Raw genomic sequence first — 15,757 nt, 5'->3', positions numbered from 1 at the left:
AAATGCATGTAAACACACTAAATTAAAGGTACAAATGTCAACTCTTCTTCCCCGATCAAAATATGAATGCGGTGCTGTTCCTTATCATGGATGACCACGCCACTTCCAACCGGAATAACGGACTCCTCGCCCAGCGCATAGAACAGATCCTCCGCCAACGCCTCATCCACTTCAAGTTGGTCAGATGCAGCCAGTCTCCCCCACTCTTCCGCGTCCATTTCAAAGAAAACATACCGATCCGGTATGCGTCCGATTGCCGTTGTCAGATCTGTCAAAATTCCTTCATAATCCCGTCCATGCTTTACGCCCATTGGCTTTTCACTCCTATTCGGCCCCTAAGGAGCGGATTTGATCTTATTATACCTGAAAATAGCCCTTAAAAAAAAAGGCCTTCTGGTCGATAAATACATATATGACCGTTTTAACTGTTTTAGCAACCGTAAGGAATGCCTAACATTGAACGGATTGCGGCCAAAAATTCGTCCGGAAGCCCGAACACAGCCGCTTGAAAGGATTCAATTTTATCTCATGGATGAGGTGTATGATGAACATTTCAACGATTATTGGACTAATTTTGGGGCTGGTCTCCCTTGTATTTGGTATGTTCTTGAAGGGTGCGCCCTTAATCAACCTGGTTAACAATCCCGCAGCCTACATTATTATCTTTGTTGGTACAGCAGGAACCATCTTTATCGCATTTCCGATGTCTGAAGTTAAGAAAATCCCTAAGCTTTTCGGGATTGTTTTCAAAAATCAAGTACTTATTGATCGCGTATCCCTGATCGGCACATTTATGGATTGGGCTTCCACTACCCGTCGTGAAGGTTTGCTTGCACTGGAATCAAAAGTAGAAGAGATTGACGATCAGTTCCTTCGTGGCGGTATGCGTATGATTATAGACGGCAACGATCAGGAATTTGTAAGTGATGTGCTCATGGAAGATATTCATGCTACAGAGGAGCGCCACCGTGGCAGTGCCTTGATCTTCGCTCAGGCGGGGATGTACGCACCAACGCTCGGGGTTCTCGGGGCCGTTGTAGGTCTCATCGCAGCACTTGCCGATCTCAGTGACATGGAGAAACTCTCCCATGCGATTGCGGCAGCATTTATCGCAACACTCCTTGGTATATTTAGTGGTTACGTGTTATGGCACCCGATGTCTAACAAGCTGAAACGGATGTCCAAGCAAGAAATGGAGATCAAGCTGATGATGGTTGAAGGACTGTTATCCATACAATCCGGTGTCTCCACCATCGCCATCAACCAAAAGTTATCCGTATTCCTGACACCTTCCGAACGTAAACAACTGGAAGAGAAGGAGGGATCACCAGGTGAAAAAGGCTAAGAAGCACGAACCACATGAAGAGCATATAGACGAGAGCTGGTTGCTTCCCTATTCCGACTTGATGACCTTGTTGCTCGCTCTGTTTATTGTATTGTTCGGTATGAGTTCAATCGATGCAGCTAAGTTCGAGCAGATGGCTTCCGCACTAAACAGTGCATTAAATGGAGGTTCCGGGATTCTGGACCATTCGTCCATGAATCCGGATACGCCAGGTGCTGATTTGGGTAAGAACAAACAGGAACCTACAGAAATCACCAAGAAAACACCAGCTCAGATTACAGATGCACAGATGGCTAAGAAAGAACAAGAAGACCTGGAGAAACTCAAAGAGCGACTCGACAAATATATCTCGAAGAACGGACTTTCAGACCAGCTGAACACCAAGCTGAATCAGTCTGAATTGAAGATCACCATCAGTGATAACGCCCTGTTCTCCTCAGGCCGAGCAGATGTGAAGCCTGAATCACGATCCCTGGCCAAAGCAATCTCAAGCATGCTGCAGGAGTTCCCTGAATATGAAGTGGTTGTATCCGGTCATACCGATAATATTCCCATTTCGAACAACCAATATAAGGATAACTGGGATCTAAGCGCAGATCGTGCGCTCAACTTCCTGAAAATCCTGTTGCTGAACTCGAAATTGGACCCTTCCAAATTCACACCAAGTGGTTATGGAGAGTATCACCCAATTGCCAGCAATGACACCAATACGGGACGGGCACAGAATCGCCGTGTAGAGGTATCTATCATTCGGAAGTATCAAAGTAACAATACAAATGTAAAAGCCGTTGGCGGAGGAAACTAGAGGCCTGCAGCGATTCATTAACCAAAGACCGTTCTCCAGTTACAAGGAGAACGGTCTTTTTGGTTTTATAAGGCTTATGCCTGGTTCATCTACATATTTCCGTACTATTAGGTATTATTGACCAGTCTTCATTAAATCTGCACCAAAAAGCCCTGCGCTCCTTTTCGGAAAGCAGGGCTTCAATCAGTTAATTAGTCGAACTCGAATCAACTATTCCAGCGAATAGTCCAACAGACCGCCCAGCTCCGCTTTTTCAGCGGGGGTAAGCTCTCTCCATGAACCTGTCGCCATTTCTCCAAGATGGATGTTCATGATCCGAATACGCTTCAACTTACGAACCTCGTAACCAAAGGCACTACACATCCTCCGAATCTGACGGTTCTTTCCTTCAGTCAGGATGATACGGAATACTCGATCCGTCATCCGGGTCACTGTACAAGGCAGGGTCATTTCACCCAGGATCTTCACCCCAGTGCTCATACCTCTAAGGAAACTCGGGGTTACAGATCGATCAACAGTAACGATATACTCTTTCTCATGGCGCCCTTCTGATCTAAGAATCCGGTTAACGATATCACCATCATTGGTCATCAGGATCAAACCTTCCGAGTCCTTATCCAGACGCCCAATAGGAAAGATACGTTCATCGTGCCCGACAAAATCAACGATATTGCCCTGAATATGCTGCTCGGTTGTACTTGTGATCCCGATCGGTTTATTCAGCGCGATATATACGTGTTTTCTCTTTTCCTTGATTGGCTTGCCATTGATTCGTACATCGTCGCCTTCTTCTGCCTGACTGCCCAGTTCAGCCTTAACTCCATTAATGGTTACCTGACCACTATCCACCAACTTGTCGGCTTCACGCCGGGAGCAATAACCTGTTTCACTAATAAATTTATTAATACGCAAAAGGTAATCTCACCTCATCTATTTCTCTTCATCTGTAAGTGTGTCATCTGTTACCTGATCTACCTCAATAACTTCCGGTTGTTGCTCGGATGCAGGCAGTTCAATAATAACCGTTGTTCCCTTGTTCATGACGCTTTTAATATCCATCATGCCCTTATGTGATTGAATAATGCGCTGACTGACCATCAGGCCAAGCCCTGTTCCAGACTCTTTATTCGTAAAGAAAGGCTCCCCAAGCTTGGGCATCATCTCTTCCGGGATACCGATCCCTTCATCCCTGATCTCAATTCTGACGCGTTTCGATTGCTCGTCATGCTTGAGCTTGATATGGATGTTTCCTCCATTTGGCATGGCCTCCATACCATTTTTCAGCAAATTGATGAATACCTGCTTCAATTGGTTCTCTTCACAGTGTACCATAGCCGAATCGGATGAGGCACGCAGTACAAATTCTACACCATGCAGATGCGCCTGACTATCCAGTAACGAGATGACATCGCCAAGAATAAAACGAATATCCCGATTCTGAAAATGAACCGCCTGCGGTTTCGCCAGAATCAGAAATTCACCAACAATAAGGTTGATTCGATCCAGCTCCGATAACATCAGATCCAGATGACGATGATTCAGCTTGTTGCTCTCTTGCTGTAACTGCAGGAATCCGCGCAGCGTGGTCAGTGGATTACGAATCTCATGTGCCACACCTGCTGCAAGCTGGCCCACGGTTGTTAGCTTCTCAGAACGTCTCAGCAGCTCTTCCATCCGATTACGGCTTGTAATGTCCCTGGAGACACTAATGAGCGCGGTAATCTCTCCAGCCTCGTCTCGTACCGGAGCCGTACTGACACTGACCTCTACTCGGGTCCCGTCTTTCTTCATCCAGGTAGTTTCGTTGGACGTAATGGACATCCCTTCAACGAGTTGGGCATGCTGACGTTTCATTTCTTCTTCTGCCTCTGGCGGGATGATCTTCAGATTACGACCTTCCACCTCACGACTTCGAAAGCCATATAATTGTTCAAATGCGCGGTTAACCCGCAGCACTTTTCCTTCAAGATCCGTAATGTGAATGGCGTCCGCTGTCTGATTGATAATGGACTCCAGATGTTCTTTCACCGCCCGATTCTCTTCATACATCTGTTTCAGACGACTCGTATAATGGCCCAGATTACGAATCATGGCATTAATACGATTGGCCAGTTGGCCAAGTTCATCCTTCCTCCGTACTTTCAGACGGAAATCAAAGTGCCCATCTGCTACATCATTCACTTTGCCCAGTATGGATTGGATCGGACGCGTAATATACCCTGCGAGCAAATAGCTGCCAAAGATCACAATCTCCAGCAAAACCAACGATATGGAGGCATGGCTCACCAACTGCTCAGATACCATGGAGGATATTTGCTTATAGTCCATGACAATACTGATCACATAGGAAGACTGATTGGGTGTAAAAATGGGAATAAAACTCTTCAGTACCTTCTGTTCGTGCGTTTCACTGACAAAAGATACATTTTGCCCTGTTCGAATGGCGCGCACCACAGCACGATGATCCTCATCCGTAGAACCATACTGGTATGTACCAAAACGAATCGGTCTGTTATTCAACTTGCTAAAGTTCGAATCTCTTCCGTCATCACCCATGTTCGGGCTACCAAAAGTCAACGGATTGATGCCTGTAATCTCCAGAATGGAGGGATTGACCTCACGAATTTTATTTAAAATCTCATCCGGACTAGAGATTTTCACATAGTCATCAACTTCCGTATTATTATAGAAGGGATTGATTATGTAGTTTCTCTTTCCATCATGGTAGTAACCCCAGATATCAATATCCGAAGGACTGGATGTCGAATATTCGAATCCATCTGACCAGAAATGCTCCAACTTCTGTCCTTGGGGAATCGTCACCTGTTGTTTTTCAAATAATTGCTTAAAGGCCTGATACCAATAAGTCATGGATTTGGTGGACAGCCCGATTTCTCTCGGATCTGAGGAGCGGTTAACAACGATGTCATCATCCGTCTGCTCCATTAACGAAATATGTGAGACGCCGACCTTTTGGCTCAAGCGTACAAGTTCTTCATTTGTGATATTATTAATATCCGGGTCCAATTCTTCCGCTGCCATGACAGCAGCAAGCCACAGATTGTTTCCAATCTGCCGTTTTACATAATCCGAACTGTATTGATTCTGTTCGACAGCAATTGCAATCTGCTTTGCAGTGAGCACCATCTTGGTTTCACTGTCCTGCCTCAGATTCTCTTCTGTAGTATAATAACTCAGTGCGATATTCAACACTAAAATAACGAGCACTGAGCACGACATAATCATGGATAATTTCGTTTTAATAGACAAGTTTTTTTGTTCACCTCTCGGCTTGTACCCTCTGGCGATATATGGCAAAACCTATCTCCATCATAACGCTTGTATCTCTTTTTGAAAAGGATAATTGACCCGTGTCCAAAAGTTACCGAATGACTGAAAAGCTCGAAATTCGTTGTTTTTTGCATTTTCGAACTCTACAATGAAATTAATCACTATATTTATCCACATACCCACAGGCTTGTGGATAGTTTGTTTATAACTATGTGAGCAACTACATGGTTATCCACAATTCTATGCACAACATGTTAACAACCCGAATATTTGTTCGCTGAATAAACGATTTTGGAAGGAGTTATATAGTAATGAATGACCATTCTCCCCAGCCCGATCTTGGGAATTTATCTGAAGAGGCTCAACATGAGCACTGGATGCGAGAGGCCATTGCCGAGGCCTACAAGGCTGAAGCTCTCGGGGAAGTGCCGATTGGAGCTGTAATCGTACAAAATAACCAAATTATTGGTCGGGGATACAATCTGCGTGAAACTACACTGGATTCCACCGCCCATGCAGAGATGGTGGCTATTCGTCAGGCCAGCGAGACCATCGGAGCTTGGCGTTTGTTGGATTGTTCTCTGTACGTCACACTGGAACCTTGTCCAATGTGTGCAGGTGCAATTGTACAATCCAGAGTTCCCCGCGTTATCTATGGTACGGCTGATCCCAAGGCAGGCTGTGCAGGTACACTGATGAACCTGTTACAGGAGCCGCGTTTTAACCATCGCACCGAGGTTATTGCGGATATTCTCCAACCTGAATGCTCCACGATGCTAACTCAATTTTTCAGAAGTCTGCGCCAAAAGTTAAAGTAGTCACCGACTACAAACATCCCAATTAGAAAGGAAGTGTGCTGTAATGGCACTAACACTCTATGATACAGCCAATGGCATAAGCCTTCGGTTGCTCACACCCCAAGATACACAGTCCTATTTGGACCTGATTCAGGTCACACGCGTCCCCTACCAGTCTGTAGAACCCGTGCGAGACGATGAATTCTATACACTGGATGCTCAGACTCGGCGGATTGAGGATCGGGTCAAGGCAGCAGAAGATGGTACAGGATATCAATTTGGAATCTATACCATTAAAGACAGCCTGTTGATTGGACAAGTAAGTATCAACAATGTCGTATTGGGCGTTGCCAATTATGCGGATATGGGTTACTTTATCCATCCAGATTATCAGGGTGGCGGACGAATGACAGCAGCGGTTAAACTGGCCGTAGCTTATGGCTTCCGTGCGCTAAAGTTAAATCGGATTCAGGCTGCAGTATTGCCCTCCAACAAAGGTTCACAGCGCGTACTGGAGAAGAACGGATTCCAGTTTGAAGGTACTGCGCGCAAATACCTCAAGATCAACGGCAAATATCAGGATCATCAGATCTATGCTGTACTTGCTGAAGACTTGGACGAACTTGCAAACTAATTAAGAAGAAACGTATCCTCTCAACCGTCTGCATTCCAATTCTAAAATATACAAATTTAATGTATAAAACCGCACTACCCTAGCTATGTAGGAGAGAGTGCGGTTTTATTTTTATAGATCACCAGCCACGATTCAAAATCAATTATTTTGCGGATATCCCCCTTACGCTGTCTAACAAAAAAAACCGCCTGTACCCAAGCGGAAGGATATTATCCTTCACTTGAATCACAGACGGTTTGAACTCAGCGAGATTAGTATCCGTATGAAGCGTTCATCAGTTCTTCGAACTCTTGCATAGTAATTACGTCATCGCCAGTAGGGATGTTGATTTTGAATGCTGCTTTTTCGTTAATCTTAGTGTACGTATTGGAACCGGTAAATGCCAATTTCACTTCGTCTTTTGTACCTTCTGGCTTGATCAGCACATCAGCGACCATCTTTTGATATACAGGGAAGTCGTTTTTGTCCAATGCGAAATCGATGTTGAATTGGTTGATTGTCAGAACATCTTTCAATTTATCCAAGTCTTTAGCCATTTCAGCCTGATCTGCTTCAGTGATCTTCAGATCTTCTTTAGCTTTGTCGATATCAGCCTGATCCATTTGCAGCATTTCACGATATTCCTCTTTGGAAATAATATCCAATACTTTAGGCATAGCTTTTGTTACCAGTACAGTAACTGCTTCTTTAACATTGTCATTATTCACCGAGAATTGTACAACTTGCTTCGCATCTACACCTTCAGGAAGTTTTGCATCTTTGGTGTCTAGATTTTTGAAGAATTTAGCTTGATCGTACTCGCTCAGCACTGCGTCCATGACTTCGTTGCTCAGCTTTTGCGTTTTGGCTGCGTCCATAGCATCAGGGTTCCATTCTGTACCCTCTTGCTCAGCCAGTTCTTTCAGGTCCAGCTCCAGGAACTTGTTAACAACATTCTCCGGAATCGGGAAGAACGGAATATTCGGCACTTTCACATAGAGTTTCTCTGCTGTCATCACCATTGGGATGTTAAAGGTCATACCCATGTCGCCTTTAAGCTCGATGCCAAGAGTCATCTCTGTCTGCATTGGCTCACTTTGGTATACACCTGTTACATTCAACTGAGCATCCTTCAGCATGCTCATAAACTGAGTCATGGTAGGATCAGTTTGTGAAGCATCCCCAGGTTTATAGCTCAATTCATTAATAGTGAAATTAGAACTCATTTCATACGAAGTCAATTTGGAAGCATTGGCCGCAGCCGTCTTCAATGCCTCTTTTGGTTCCTGCTTGCTGCTACATGCTGTTAATGCCATAGATACGGTCAACAGCAACGTGAGAAGAAGCGCCCCCATACGTTTAGTCATTTGTTTCTCTCCTCTCGTGATAACCCCAAAAAAAAGTAATTCAATATCAATGATATACCATATCACCAGATACCGAAACCTAATTTGGGAAAAATGTGATCTTTCCTCTTTAAAATGGCTACAAAGACCTATGTCAGCTTTGGGAATAACCATGTGCCTGTCTTTATATATGTATGAATACGCAAAAGCCCCCTGTTAGGTAACAAGGGACTTTTGCGTGAATCTGTTTCTTCTATTAACCTTGAGGATTCAAATGATCCACATGATTTTGATTTTTTACTTTTTTGGAACCGGATAATGGTTCCTGCATGGAAGAGCGTTTGGATGAATGACGATGCTGTTCGGATGCTTGCGCTTCCGGTACGGGAATTGTTTTTGGTTTGCTCATATTATTGCCCCCTCATCATTGTTAGGAATGGGATGGGTCCCTATCTTCCGTTTTGTCATGATTCAGTGCATCCTGATGACGGCGATCATTAATATCTTGCTGATTTTGCTGGGCATAATGACTGTTTACGGCAGGCTGCTCCAGATCATCGACTACATTTTGCAGGTTTTTGTCTACTCCCGCTTTGGCTTTAGTCAATTGAGTTCACTCCTTCAGATTTCAGGCTATTATCTCGTCTGGGATTGTAACGACTGGGCGCATTCATGAATGTGCCGTGTATAATCGTGAGCCAGTTCCTGAATCGGTTCTGTACGCTCATCCGTCGTTCGTCCATCCCGTTCCACATCAATCAGCTGTACGCTGACTTCACGGGAATCGACATATGCACATTTGAAATCAAAAGAGTACATCTCGTGCCCTGCTGTAGCAATGTGTATCCGAATCGCCTGCTGATCGGCTTCATCGGCCATTACCTGAGCCTGGTCTCCAACATTCAGGACTTGAGGCAAACGTTCTTGCCAAGCCCCTACAAGCTCTGTCTGATCGATGTTTAACTCGCGGTTCATCTTACCACCTCCACTCCTATAAAGTGCGGCGATGAAGATGTTTTTATACATATTAGCCTTATTCAAAATATAACGTTGTCCTATGCAACATATACATCGGTCACCAACCTGTATGCTCACTACGCTGGACAAACTCACAACGCAAAAAAGGATTCGAGCGAGATCGCTCGAATCCTTGTTATAAGTGTAGTATGGCGGAGAGGGTGGGATTCGAACCCACGTGGAGTTGCCCCCTAACGGTTTTCAAGACCGCCCCGTTATGACCGCTTCGGTACCTCTCCAGGGAATTAACTTTTATAAACTTGCCACGAAAAGTATCATACCACATCTCGACATTATAATGCAACCTTTTTATATTAAAATTGATAATTCCGTATCAGACAACTGCCTCAGTTATACAAAACACTCCAATCCGCCATTCCGAAATGACGGATTGAATTTGTATTCCCCTTGATGAGGATGGTTAGCTAACTCTTACTTAAGAGCGACGTGCGATCACACTTGCACCGCCCATATAAGGACGTAATGCTTCAGGAATGACAACCGTACCATCTTCCTGTTGATAGTTCTCCAGGATAGCGGCTACCGTCCGTCCAACCGCCAATCCTGACCCGTTCAATGTATGAACAAATTCCGGTTTGGCTTTTGGCTCTCTGCGGAAACGGATATTGGCACGACGTGCCTGGAAGTCCTCACAGTTGGAGCACGAAGAAATCTCACGATAGGTATTGCTCTCAGGTAACCATACTTCAATATCATACGTTTTAGCTGAGGTGAAGCCCATATCTGCCGTGCACAATGTCAGGACGCGATACGGCAAGCCCAACAATTGAAGCACACGCTCCGCATTTTGAGTCATTTGCTCCAGCTCTTCATACGAAGTCTCTGGAGTAGAGAGCTTGAGCAGCTCTACTTTGTTGAATTGATGCTGACGAATCAAGCCGCGTGTATCCCGTCCAGCCGAACCGGCTTCAGAGCGGAAACAAGAGCTGTATGCCACAAAGTGCTTAGGCAATTGATCTACATTCAGAATCTCTTCGCGATGATAGTTCGTTACCGGAACTTCAGCAGTAGGGATCAGATAATATTCGGTATCTTTCAACTTGAACAGGTCTTCTTCGAACTTAGGCAGTTGACCTGTTCCAAACAAGCTGTCCCGATTAACGATGTATGGAGGCAGAATCTCTTCATATCCATGTTGATCGCTGTGCAGATCCATCATGAAGTTAATCAATGCACGTTCCAGACGTGCGCCTAGACCTTTATAAAAGGTAAAACGGGAACCTGTTACTTTGGCAGCCGCTTCAAAATCAAGAATATCGAGATCCTGTGCAATTTCCCAGTGTGCTTTTGGTGCAAAAGTAAATGACTTCGGCTCTTCCCAACGACGAATCTCAACATTGTCGTCTTCAGAAGCTCCAATAGGTACGCTTTCGTTAGGAATGTTCGGAATCGCCATTGTGAGATCATTGATCTTTACTTCCAGTTCCCGAACTTCCTCGTCCATGGCTTTGATTCGATCAGACACTTCGCGCATCTCCACAATCAGATCATCAGCATTCTCACGATTTTTCTTCAGTCTAGCAACTTCCGCAGAGACCGTATTCCGACGGCTCTTCAGTGTTTCACTCTCTTGAAGCAATTCCCGACGCTTGGCATCCATCTCGGTAAATCCAGCGATAAGATCCAGCGATTTGCCACGTTTAGTCAATGCTTCTTCTACACGTGCATACTCATTCCGCAATATTTTCACATCAAGCACGATATACCCCTCCTAAATAACCTCACAACGTGAAGCCTTATGTTAAATCCATTCTCAAAACTCTACTGTATACACCTTACTATATACTTATCGGAACCTGTAACCCAAAAAACAACCTATATCCCCCTTGTCACCCTCCGCTGCGATTCCCGCTATGAAGCAGATACAGGCAACATCAGGCATCCGTTCAGATGCAACTGCCAACCAGTGGCCTTACACGGCTTCTGGTGAAGTGATCCGATGACCGGGAGATCATAGGTTGTACATCATGCATTATTTAGAGTCTACCGTGTGTTTGTAGGATCTGGCCATGTCTACAAAATAAGTATGCAGACGATAGTCATCCGTCAATTCCGGATGGTAGGAGCAAGCCAACAAATGTCCCTGACGAGCCGTAACAATCTCATCCTTGTATGTGGAGAGAACCTCCACCTGGTCTCCGACACTCTCGATCAAGGGCGCCCGTATAAATACAGCCCTTACCGTTTCCTCAATACCTTTGACTGGCAAATCCGTCTCAAAACTCTCTCTCTGCCGTCCAAATGCATTTCGGGATACAGTCATATCCATTAGCTCCAAATGAGCTTCTTCTTGCCCTGCAATGTGTTTAGCCATAACGATCAAGCCAGCACAGGTACCAAATACCGGTTTACCCTCAGCAGCAAACGCCCGAATGGCATCCATAAACCCATACTTGCGCATCAGTTTACCAATCGTCGTGCTTTCCCCGCCAGGAAGGATAAGACCATCCAAGTCCTCCAATTGCTGAACCTGTTTGATAGCTATACCTTCTGCTCCAGCACGTTCAATACTTCGAATATGCTCTGTGACAGCTCCTTGAAGTGCTAAAACGCCGATCTTCATACGCTCATTCCCCTTCTCTTACCAGCCACGATCTTGCATACGGTAAACGAACATTGTACTTTTTCACTTCATCATACGTGAATTCTAACTTGATATTTTACCGGAAAAATTGTAAATATACAATCCATCCGGTCGGAATAACTTGTATTTTGTCAATGATATGACCAGATAGACATTAAAATCATGATCATACTCTTTCCATGAAGTTTGTTATGGACTAAAACAGGTTTTTAATCCCGTCAAAAAGATCCACGAAGAAATCCTTCACGGCACGGAAGAACAAACGGAACCATCCGCCTTTTTCAGCCTCTTCAGCAGTGATCAAGTTCACTGTTTTTTCCTGTGGCTCAATTCCCTCTGCTTTATACGTGTACGTTACCGTACCAACCTTCGTACCTGCCTTGAGTGGTGCTACCAACTTGTCAGCCTCAGTTACGTTGGCTTTGAACGTCACATTCAGGTTCTGAGTACCTTTGGGTACAACAAAACTTACCGCATTATCTGTTACAACAGGAACGGTTGTTTCTTTCCCTTTTTTCAAAGGTACCGCTTCCCAGCCCGTCACTTTGGTCTTGCCCGCAACAGCCTGTTTCACTTCAAAGTTGTTAAATCCATAGTCCAATACCTTTTTAGTTTCTCTGAAACGTGCGGATTCCGAATCTGTGCCCATAACAACACTAATTAGACGCATCCCGTTACGTTCTGCTGTACCTGTAAAGTTATTACCTGCGTTCGTGGTATGGCCTGTTTTCATTCCATCCAGACCTTCATAGGCATAGCTTTTGAAATTGGTTATATTTTTATTCGCTTCCAGCATCCAGTTGTAATTGATAATTGGAGCTTTATCATTGGGACGGAACTTGTAGGATTGAATCGTTGTAAATTCTGTGTAGTCCGGGTGATCCATAATGATGTATCGGCATAGAATTGCAGCATCCAGAGCGGACATCACTGTTTCCTTGTCTTCAGCTGGGCGGAAATCAGCAGGCATATCTGCTCGGTCCAGACCGGAAGAGTTGATGAAGAACGTATCCTTCATGCCCATACGCTTCGCTTCATCATTCATCATTTTCACGAAAGCTTCTTCGGAACCGGCAACATACTCAGCTAAAGCAACCGTAGCATCATTGGCAGAGCCAACAGCCATAGCAATATAGAGATCCTTAACTGTGTGCTGGTCACCTTCTGCCAGGAAGATACGTGATCCGACACTTTGTGCAGCATTCTTTTTAACAGTTACAATATCGTCCCACCCGAATTTACCTTGTTTGACTTGTTCGGCGACAATGTACTCTGTCATCATTTTGGTCATACTTGCAGGTGGCATCGCTTTATCCGCATCGACATTTAGTAGAATCTGTCCCGTTGAGGCTTCCATTAGCACCGCTGATCTAACCTCAAGCCCAAGTGAGTCTACCCCAGGCACCTTTACGGCTTTTTCCGTCTTCGTTGTTGTTGTTGCCGTAGCAGTCAGAACCTGACTGGAGTTGTCCGCAGCAGCCATGACCGGCATGACTGCAGACATGCAAAGCATGTTAATTAGCATTACCGAGGCTACGCTCTTTTTGAGCATTTGGCGTTTCTTTTTATTCATGTGTTTGGCTTTCAATGATGAATACTCCCTTCGATCCAAAGCATTGTTAATTGCTTCAGTGCAGCTTATGCTGCGATTTTCTTGTTCCCTAACCTGCGTGTTTGATGTATGAGATGTGTGCTATATGCGCTGTATCGAACGAGCAATATTATTGCTCCTAAAGTTCGTTATCGATTGTCACTTAGTCCGCATTTTGCAAATGCTTATGTAAAAGGACGTCCGCGCTTCTGTTTAACTGGCAGCCTTTTCTGGCACTGCATTTGCTTTTCAAAACCATATTCATAGATTCACGTCAAATAGCCGCCGCAACGCCTTAATCCACCCATGGATCGTCACCGCTTGTTCTATTCTATCACAGGGGTATCTGCAAAAAAAGACAGACCCGGTGAAAATCACCGAGCCTGTCCTGGAAATGATTAACTCTCTTCAGATTACAACGAGTAGTTAGGTGCTTCTTTGGTAATCTGTACATCATGGGGATGACTTTCGCGCAGTCCCGCACCTGTAATTCGGATAAAGCCTGTATCGTTACGAAGTTGCTCCAAGTTACTTGTACCACAGTATCCCATACCCGAACGCAGACCACCAATCAGTTGGTGGATCGTATCAGACAATGGTCCTTTGTAAGCGACACGACCTTCGATTCCTTCCGGAACCAGTTTCTTGTCATCATCTTGGAAGTAACGATCTTTACTACCTTGTTTCATTGCAGCCATTGAACCCATACCGCGGTATACTTTGTAGCTACGTCCTTGGAAGATTTCAGTTTCCCCCGGGCTTTCCGCTGTGCCGGCAAACAAACTTCCCAGCATCACCGCGTGTGCGCCTGCAGCCAGTGCCTTCGTAATTTCACCAGAATATTTAATTCCGCCATCCGCGATAATCGGAACTCCATATTCGCGTGCCACTGTTGCACAATCGTACACTGCAGTTACTTGAGGTACACCAATACCAGCGATAACACGTGTTGTACAAATCGAACCTGGACCAATACCTACTTTGACTACCGAAGCCCCTGCTTCGATCAGGTCACGAGTGGCTGCGCCAGTAGCGACGTTACCTGCAACGATGGTCAGACTAGGGAAACGTTCACGAAGCTGACGTACAGCTTCAATGATATTGATGTGGTGTCCGTGAGCCGAGTCTACCGTAATCAGGTCGACACCAGCTTGTACCAAAGCATCTGCACGTTCAAATGTATCTTTGGAAATACCAATCGCTGCACCAACCAACAAACGTCCTTGAGCATCTTTGGCTGCATGAGGGAATTGAATGGCTTTCTCAATATCTTTAATCGTGATAAGACCTTTCAACGTGTTTGTCTCATCAACTAATGGAAGTTTCTCAATCTTGTGCTTCTGAAGGATACCTTCAGCTTCTTGCAGTGTAGTGCCAACAGGAGCGGTAACCAGATTCTCATGAGTCATGACTTCGCTAATTTTGATGCCGTAATCATGAATAAAACGCAAATCGCGGTTGGTCAAAATACCAACCAGCTTCTGATCTCCTTCAATAATAGGTACACCGGAGATCCGATATTTCGCCATTACTGCTTCCGCATCAGATACCAGATGATCTGCCGTCAGTGAGAACGGGTTTGTAATAACACCACTCTCCGAACGCTTAACACGATCTACTTCTTCTGCCTGTTGTTCAACCGACATATTTTTATGGATAATACCGATACCGCCTTCACGTGCAATGGCAATAGCCAATGTCGCTTCAGTTACTGTATCCATACCCGCACTGATCAAAGGAATATTTAGCTTTACAGTATCACTCAAACGAATAGATACATCTACTTCTTTAGGCAGTGTCTCGGATTTCCGTGGCACTAGCAATACATCATCAAAGGTGAGGCCTTCCTTACCAAATTTATCTTCCCACACGCAAGTGTTCCTCCTTATGTTTGCTCAGCTTTACGGTCCAAAACCCGAAGATTCCAGGCTGTATTTTACGCCGAAAATACGTTTTCTGAAAAATTTATTATTGCCATCTTAGCAAAGCGATATTTAGACTGTCAAGGAAAAGTACTTGGTTATATCAGGTGTATTGCCTGATGAACACAACTGTTTTTCCAGAGCGGACAAGTCTAGTTATTACGCAAAAAAACGTCAATTCATATCGAATAACGTTACCTGTATACATCCTATTGTGCTGAGAAATCACCAAATTCAATCTGTATTTTAATCCCATACTGCATAATAAAACTATATAATAAAAACCACCACCGAATAACATCGGCAGTGGTTCTTTGCTTGGCGGCGTCCTACTCTCCCAGGACCCTGCGGTCCAAGTACCATCGGCGCTAGAGGGCTTAACGGTCGTGTTCGGGATGGGTACGTGTGGAACCCCTCCGCCATCG

15 protein-coding genes, 1 tRNA gene and 1 rRNA gene are annotated in these 15,757 nt (G+C 44.8%); 4 read left to right on the top strand and 13 right to left on the bottom strand.

Annotated elements, in window-relative coordinates; translation table 11 throughout:
• Positions 1 to 17: 17 nt before the first annotated feature.
• A complete protein-coding gene (locus AC1DE7_RS30510; protein ID WP_036607290.1) occupies positions 18 to 311 on the bottom strand; it encodes a hypothetical protein in 294 nt (97 codons plus the stop codon).
• A 233-nt stretch (positions 312 to 544) separates the two neighbouring features.
• On the opposite strand from AC1DE7_RS30510, the gene motA reads away from it, so the two are divergent.
• Positions 545 to 1,345: a flagellar motor stator protein MotA gene (motA, locus tag AC1DE7_RS30505; RefSeq protein WP_036607291.1), complete on the top strand. Its 801-nt coding sequence runs from the start codon at positions 545 to 547 to the stop codon at positions 1,343 to 1,345.
• Positions 1,332 to 2,150, top strand: coding sequence for a flagellar motor protein MotB (motB, locus tag AC1DE7_RS30500; RefSeq protein ID WP_127551369.1), 819 nt, complete (start codon positions 1,332 to 1,334; stop codon positions 2,148 to 2,150). The genes motA and motB overlap by 14 nt, the downstream gene beginning before the upstream one ends.
• Positions 2,151 to 2,360: 210 nt before the next feature.
• Here motB and rluF read toward each other — a convergent pair whose 3' ends face one another.
• On the bottom strand, positions 2,361 to 3,062 hold the full coding sequence (gene rluF, locus AC1DE7_RS30495; RefSeq protein ID WP_036607293.1) for a 23S rRNA pseudouridine(2604) synthase RluF: 702 nt from the start codon (positions 3,060 to 3,062) through the stop codon (positions 2,361 to 2,363).
• Positions 3,063 to 3,080: 18 nt separating this feature from the next.
• The gene (locus AC1DE7_RS30490) at positions 3,081 to 5,420 is read right to left on the bottom strand and encodes an ATP-binding protein (protein ID WP_036607315.1); all 2,340 of its coding nucleotides are present in this window, start codon (positions 5,418 to 5,420) and stop codon (positions 3,081 to 3,083) included.
• Between the two features lie 332 nt (positions 5,421 to 5,752).
• Here AC1DE7_RS30490 and tadA point away from each other — a divergent pair, with 332 nt between their 5' ends.
• Together tadA and AC1DE7_RS30480 are read left to right on the top strand one after the other, a co-directional pair.
• Positions 5,753 to 6,259, top strand: a complete 507-nt coding sequence (gene tadA / locus AC1DE7_RS30485) for a tRNA adenosine(34) deaminase TadA (RefSeq protein ID WP_076254823.1) — start codon at positions 5,753 to 5,755, stop codon at positions 6,257 to 6,259.
• A 43-nt stretch (positions 6,260 to 6,302) separates the two neighbouring features.
• The gene (locus AC1DE7_RS30480; RefSeq protein WP_047841147.1) at positions 6,303 to 6,872 is read left to right on the top strand and encodes a GNAT family N-acetyltransferase; all 570 of its coding nucleotides are present in this window, start codon (positions 6,303 to 6,305) and stop codon (positions 6,870 to 6,872) included.
• A 251-nt stretch (positions 6,873 to 7,123) separates the two neighbouring features.
• Here the strand turns inward: AC1DE7_RS30480 and AC1DE7_RS30475 are convergent, their stop codons facing one another.
• The 10 genes from AC1DE7_RS30475 to rrf all read right to left on the bottom strand — a co-directional run.
• Complete coding sequence (locus tag AC1DE7_RS30475) at positions 7,124 to 8,218, bottom strand: hypothetical protein (protein WP_340983791.1); 1,095 nt, start codon at positions 8,216 to 8,218, stop codon at positions 7,124 to 7,126.
• 235 nt (positions 8,219 to 8,453) lie between these two features.
• The gene (locus AC1DE7_RS30470) at positions 8,454 to 8,606 is read right to left on the bottom strand and encodes a small acid-soluble spore protein P (RefSeq protein ID WP_036607296.1); all 153 of its coding nucleotides are present in this window, start codon (positions 8,604 to 8,606) and stop codon (positions 8,454 to 8,456) included.
• A gap of 21 nt (positions 8,607 to 8,627) precedes the next feature.
• Positions 8,628 to 8,804 carry a hypothetical protein gene (locus AC1DE7_RS30465; protein WP_340983792.1) on the bottom strand — a complete coding sequence of 59 codons (177 nt, stop codon included), beginning with the start codon at positions 8,802 to 8,804 and terminating at the stop codon, positions 8,628 to 8,630.
• Between the two features lie 29 nt (positions 8,805 to 8,833).
• Positions 8,834 to 9,172 carry a hypothetical protein gene (locus AC1DE7_RS30460; RefSeq protein ID WP_036607297.1) on the bottom strand — a complete coding sequence of 113 codons (339 nt, stop codon included), beginning with the start codon at positions 9,170 to 9,172 and terminating at the stop codon, positions 8,834 to 8,836.
• 192 nt (positions 9,173 to 9,364) lie between these two features.
• A tRNA-Ser gene (locus AC1DE7_RS30455) sits at positions 9,365 to 9,453 on the bottom strand.
• A 197-nt stretch (positions 9,454 to 9,650) separates the two neighbouring features.
• Positions 9,651 to 10,934 carry a serine--tRNA ligase gene (gene serS / locus AC1DE7_RS30450; protein WP_017691327.1) on the bottom strand — a complete coding sequence of 428 codons (1,284 nt, stop codon included), beginning with the start codon at positions 10,932 to 10,934 and terminating at the stop codon, positions 9,651 to 9,653.
• 273 nt (positions 10,935 to 11,207) lie between these two features.
• On the bottom strand, positions 11,208 to 11,798 hold the full coding sequence (gene pdxT / locus AC1DE7_RS30445) for a pyridoxal 5'-phosphate synthase glutaminase subunit PdxT (RefSeq protein WP_036671585.1): 591 nt from the start codon (positions 11,796 to 11,798) through the stop codon (positions 11,208 to 11,210).
• Between the two features lie 217 nt (positions 11,799 to 12,015).
• Positions 12,016 to 13,407 (bottom strand): D-alanyl-D-alanine carboxypeptidase family protein, encoded by a 1,392-nt coding sequence (locus AC1DE7_RS30440; RefSeq protein ID WP_477535798.1) that lies wholly within the window; start codon positions 13,405 to 13,407, stop codon positions 12,016 to 12,018.
• A 416-nt stretch (positions 13,408 to 13,823) separates the two neighbouring features.
• Positions 13,824 to 15,281, bottom strand: a complete 1,458-nt coding sequence (gene guaB / locus AC1DE7_RS30435) for an IMP dehydrogenase (protein WP_036607306.1) — start codon at positions 15,279 to 15,281, stop codon at positions 13,824 to 13,826.
• A 367-nt stretch (positions 15,282 to 15,648) separates the two neighbouring features.
• Positions 15,649 to 15,757, bottom strand: a 5S ribosomal RNA gene (gene rrf / locus AC1DE7_RS30430); the annotation flags it as partial.

This window comes from Paenibacillus sp. 10L310, from assembly GCF_056395745.1.
The sequence above is the reverse complement of the archived record's forward strand: the minus strand, read 5'-3'. Positions and strand labels throughout refer to the sequence as shown.

What these genes read in the sequence shown, in the direction of transcription:
- AC1DE7_RS30510 (WP_036607290.1), bottom strand. Translation starts at nt 311, where the DNA reads ATGGGCGTAAAGCATGGACGGGATTATGAAGGAATTTTGACAGATCTG.
- motA (WP_036607291.1), top strand. Translation starts at nt 545, where the DNA reads ATGAACATTTCAACGATTATTGGACTAATTTTGGGGCTGGTCTCCCTT.
- tadA (WP_076254823.1), top strand. Translation starts at nt 5,753, where the DNA reads ATGAATGACCATTCTCCCCAGCCCGATCTTGGGAATTTATCTGAAGAG.
- AC1DE7_RS30480 (WP_047841147.1), top strand. Translation starts at nt 6,303, where the DNA reads ATGGCACTAACACTCTATGATACAGCCAATGGCATAAGCCTTCGGTTG.
- AC1DE7_RS30475 (WP_340983791.1), bottom strand. Translation starts at nt 8,218, where the DNA reads ATGACTAAACGTATGGGGGCGCTTCTTCTCACGTTGCTGTTGACCGTA.
- AC1DE7_RS30470 (WP_036607296.1), bottom strand. Translation starts at nt 8,606, where the DNA reads ATGAGCAAACCAAAAACAATTCCCGTACCGGAAGCGCAAGCATCCGAA.
- AC1DE7_RS30460 (WP_036607297.1), bottom strand. Translation starts at nt 9,172, where the DNA reads ATGAACCGCGAGTTAAACATCGATCAGACAGAGCTTGTAGGGGCTTGG.
- pdxT (WP_036671585.1), bottom strand. Translation starts at nt 11,798, where the DNA reads ATGAAGATCGGCGTTTTAGCACTTCAAGGAGCTGTCACAGAGCATATT.